This is a genomic window from Micromonospora sp. H61 (assembly GCF_018070325.1).
GTDB lineage: Bacteria > Actinomycetota > Actinomycetes > Mycobacteriales > Micromonosporaceae > Micromonospora > Micromonospora salmantinae.
The window spans coordinates 1-4,703 of the sequence record NZ_JAGPXY010000145.1 but is presented as its reverse complement, the minus strand read 5'-3'; the positions used below and the strand labels follow the sequence as shown (position 1 = coordinate 4,703).

General features: G+C 61.1%; 3 protein-coding genes and 1 pseudogene. 3 read left to right on the top strand and 1 reads right to left on the bottom strand.

The window, feature by feature from the left end:
* The 3 genes and pseudogenes from KBX08_RS32230 to KBX08_RS32220 form a co-directional block, all read left to right on the top strand.
* A pseudogene (locus KBX08_RS32230) lies at positions 1-207 on the top strand (site-specific integrase); the annotation flags it as partial.
* A 10-nt stretch (positions 208-217) separates the two neighbouring features.
* A complete protein-coding gene (locus tag KBX08_RS32225; protein ID WP_307850711.1) occupies positions 218-1,342 on the top strand; it encodes an AIPR family protein in 1,125 nt (374 codons plus the stop codon).
* Positions 1,343-2,352: 1,010 nt separating this feature from the next.
* Positions 2,353-3,534, top strand: coding sequence for a DNA cytosine methyltransferase (locus tag KBX08_RS32220; protein WP_210787528.1), 1,182 nt, complete (start codon positions 2,353-2,355; stop codon positions 3,532-3,534).
* 21 nt (positions 3,535-3,555) lie between these two features.
* On the opposite strand, the gene KBX08_RS32215 is transcribed toward KBX08_RS32220, so the two are convergent.
* On the bottom strand, positions 3,556-4,703 hold a 1,148-nt coding region (locus KBX08_RS32215), incomplete at its 5' end, for a hypothetical protein (RefSeq protein WP_210787527.1).

Here is a 4,703-nt window from a genome sequence, read left to right as displayed (position 1 = left end):
ATGCAGGCGTACCTGACCGACTGGCTCGCCGGACGCAAGAACATCAAGACAGGCACCCTGCGCTCCTACGAAGGCCACATCCGGCTGTACCTGATCCCGCACCTCGGCCACCTACGCATCGACCGGCTCCGCCCCGGCCACATCGACGCCATGTACGACAACATCGCCGAACGCAACACCACCATCGCTACCCTGCGCGCCTGCCGGATTGGCTCTGGTGGAGACTCATATTTTCCGGGTCAAGGCAACTGAAGTTCCGGCTGGCATCCCTGACGATGCGAACCCGCGAGAAGCCAATCTGAACCGGCAGGTCTACCGCAAGGTAAAGGCATCCCTCTTCGGCGGCGAGGGGTCGGACGGCACTGGCTCATTTCACCTAAAGCACGGTGGTATCGTGCTGGTCGCCGAGAAGGTGGAGCGGCTTGAGAGTGACCTCTACCGACTGTGGTTTAACCCGAGCGTGAAGCAGGGCGTGGCCAACGGTAACCACAGTTACCAACTGATCCTCGCCGCACAGAAAGAGGCGGACATCCCTCCGGATCAGTATGTGGAAATAAAGGTCCACGTAAATGTTCCTGCGCAAATCGTTCCTGACTTGGCGGACGGGCTTAACACCTCGATGCAAGTTCGCGAGGAGTCGCTGGCTGATCTTCGGAATAAGTTCGACTGGCTCAAGAAAGTATGCGAGAGTCGGCCCAGCGGCATGAAAGCGATCTCCTGGCATGAGGGGAACGACGGGTCCTACGACGTCCGCGAAGTTCTGGCGCTCCTTATGGCGCTAGATCCGACTCGCTATCCGCTCGAAGATCCGGTAGGTATCGAGAATACTTACGCCCGGGTCTCTTCCGTATTTCGCGCGTACTTGACGAATCCCGAGCGCGTTGAGAAGTTCGCTCCGATCGCTTTGGAAGCTTTGGAGTTGTACGAGTATATCCGATTCTCGGCTAGCCGTCTTTGGCAGGGTAAGTTCAGGCTCCTTAAGATCGCTGACAAGCCGTCCAGCGGTTCGGTCTTCACCTTTCCGTTCCTGCTAAACGAGACTGGGAAGCCGGAAGCTTCCGATATCCGCCTGACAAAAGCGGCTGCGATTCCGTGTCTCGCTGCCTTCCGACCGATGGTCAACGTAGACGAAAACGGCCATGCTTCCTGGAAGTACGACTTCACTGAGGTGAAGTCAATGTGGGATCAGTACGGCGACGAGGTGATGCGGGAAGTCCACGACACTGTCACCCGTCAGCATAACGGAAACACCCACTACGCCGGCCGGTCGCCGATGCTCTATCGAGCGACGAGCAAGACCTTGGAACTGGCGGACTTGAGGCGCCAGTTGGCGCGACAGTAGCGCAAGGGGAGGCGTGTGGCCTACTCGAGCGATCTCATCGGAAGTTCGTAGCCACCTCAGTTTCATATGGCAGGACAAGGTGGGGCGCTCGACTGCCACAAAGGACCTGAATCCAGTGTGTCTGGTGGCCCCGTCGTCGGTGACGGGGCCACCACTATGAGATTCGCAAGCGCTTGCCAATGCGACCGAACAGCCGAGACCGGACCGAAATCTGGAGACTCTAGTCGATGAAATAGGCTGCTACGCGAGTAGTCGACCGTCGGGCGGTCCCAGCGTCGTTTCCGGCAGCAAAGCAGCGACGGCCGGCCAACCACAGCAGGCCCCGCGCGGCCGGTTTGTGGTCCACTGCTTCACCTAAACCGCCCGTTGCCCGCACTGCTGCAGCTTGCAGCCCGTCACCTGTGACCATCAGAACTCGATATTAGGTGGTCTCGATGAGCTGCGACTCGGTCACACTCGGGCCGCCTCAACCGGCCTACCTCCGCTCAACTTGGAACAGCCGCCATCATGCGGGCCGTTCTGGTAGCGCGCTTTCACGACCCGTGTCATAGCTGACTGGGTCGAGTCGGCTTGCGAGGGCGGCCACGGCGTGGCCCCCGGCTTCGTGCGGTGTAGCGGTGAGTCGCTGTGGCTAAGTCAGCGGGCTCGGTTAGGCGGTATCGCATCACACAGTCCGCTAGATGTGTGCCGTCGATGGGTTGCTGGCAGATGAGAGCAGCGAGAAGCTCCGAGGCGCTTGTCGAGCCCGCGCAGGCCTGCTCGGTGAGGGAGACCAGCAGGCGTAGGCGTTCATCAACGACGACTGGCCACTCAACGCTGGTCTTATGCCTGGTTCGCTCCACGGCTACCGCCCTCTCGTGCTGGCGCGTTGCCCCAGCCCAGGGCTGGATCGCATTATATAAATAACGTACGCTGCTACAGCGTTGATCGTTACGTCGTTAGGGCAATCGATGTCGGATGGTGTAGTGAGCCCGCAGGGTCGGCGTGCTCGCTGGCGGACGCCGTGGGCGGTGGCAGAGGTGTTTGCCGGCGTCGGCTCCGTTGCGCAAGGGTTCGCCCGTGCGGCTGGGTTCGAGGTCGCCTATCTTAACGACATTGACGAGTACGCGCGGCGCACTTACCAGGCGAACTATGGCAAGACAGTCCAATACGACACTTGCCACGTGGGATCCGTCAGCGGGCAGACGATCAAGCAAGCGGCGGACGGACGTCCGATTGCTGGACTGCTCGGCTGTCCCCCGTGCCAGGGATGGTCTGCTGCAGGGCAACGGGCAGCGGACGACCCGAGAAATCTGCTGCTTGGGGACTTCTTTCGACTCGTAGCTGAAGTCAAGCCTCACTTCTTTGTGATGGAGAACGTCCCAAGCGTCGCCGACCGGTCTGAGTTGGCGGCAGCGCTCGCCGAGTGTGCACCGGACTATCGCACGTGGCACGGAGTGCTCAACGCGGCGTCGTACGGTCTGCCGCAGACGCGCCAGCGCACCCTCGTGATCGGCTATCACGAGGACACAGGGGTGCAGCCAACGCCACCACCGCCCACTCACGGTGGTCGGCGGCGCCTCTGGGATTACCGGGCTGAACGACTGGTGAAGCCCTCCACTGACGTCCTCGATTCGTTGCTGGGAGCGGCTCCTCGTCTCGGACGGCCCAAAAGCGAGCGATACAGCATGCGTCCTTACTACCCGGACGACATGGAGCGGCTGCAGAATCTCGTGACCGTTGGCGAGGCCATCGCCGACCTCGAACCCGACTTCGACGGCAAGCCCTCCTCTTACGCCAAGCGCCTTGCAGGCGCTGATCACCCAACGCACAACCACCATGCTTGGGGCCATGGGGCGGCCATGGTCAAGCGCATGGCGTTGGTTGCCGAAGGCTGTCGGCCACCGAGTGAGGCCACCAACAACCGCAGGTACTACTCGCAGGCTTATGCCCGCCTGCACCGGCGAGGGCTCGCACGCACAATCACCACGAACTTCCATAACCCAGGCTGTGGTCGCTTCTTGCACTACAGATTGCATCGCAGCATCACCGTACGTGAAGCTGCCCGCTTGCAGGGCTTTCGGGACGACTTTGTTTTCATCGATCATCCTGGCTGGCAAGAGAGGCTCGTAGGTAATGCGTTTCCTCCGCTGTGGGCGGAGGTCATCGCCCGTCACGTTCGCAATGAGCTCGAAGCCGTTCTTGCGGCCTGACTATCCAAGCACCGGGATGCGCTAACTGTCCAAGCTCGGCGGCGCGCCAGGCTCGATCGCTCTCGCGTGCTCCCGGCGCAGTTCTGCCTGACGCTCAAGGTAGGGCTCGGCGCCATACGGGCGCAGGCTGACGGCGTCTTCGCTGGCTCGCCTGGCCCGCCCCAATCGGTGAAGGTTTGCGACGATCATGGACTTGAGCTCAGCCTCTAGTCTTCTTCCGAGTGCCTTGCAAAGCTCGTGCGCTCGGTAGATAACATACGGGACGATCTTGACGAGTCGTTTTCCAGTCAAGAAATTGTGATCGCGGTCGGTGCTGAACTTGGTGTGATGAAGAGCGGCAACTATCAGCTCGACGTTACGACGGACAAGGTCCCCTGCCTCCTCGGGGCTGCGGGCGCGCAGCGACTCAAGAAACTCGTACCGGGGTGTTAGTGGCAGCGGATCTCCTGCGCTGTGGCCAATGTAGAAGAGGACGTAATCCGCCTCCTCGCACATCCGCACGTATGGGTCGTCCTCAATAGCGTCTACGGTTTTCCAGTAGCTGTCCATCATGGGCTTCCCCAAATGGTCGCGCTGCCGGGCTCGCATCCGGTCCACCCAGAAGTCGGGAGTATCCTGCTCATAGTCGCGAGCCATGTCAGTAAGCGCATGAAAGGGTCTGGCCACGGCGAAGGTGCAGAAGTAACCGTCGTCACTGCGTCGATCGGGTACCAACGTCGACAGTAACGTGGTGACCGCCTCGTTGTCGTTGAGGCGAGCTCCGCGCGAGATCTCCCAACCAGGCTCGACGGCGGGTGTCCCCGACTCAGCGTGTCCGTGCTTGATAAACCAGTTGATGATCTCACTGAAGAGCTGAAGCTGACTGCCTTTGACTGCACCGGCGAACACGGGCCGTTGGCGTCGAGACTGGAGGTAATTGAGGATGTGATGCGAGTGGAAAACTCCAGCGCGGACCATCTCGCCGTAGGCATCATTGCGCTGGTAGTGATGAGACTCGCGTTCCTGCAATGTCACCGTGCCGTCCCGGAAGTGCAGCCGGGGAGCGGGCAGCAGGCGGCCGTCGCCGCCCATCGCTGGAGCACCGCCGACGAACACGCGCTCGTCGGCGCGCCACTGCACGACATCGGTCGCGCACTTTGCCATGTGCTCGTACTCGCTCTCCTTAAGGT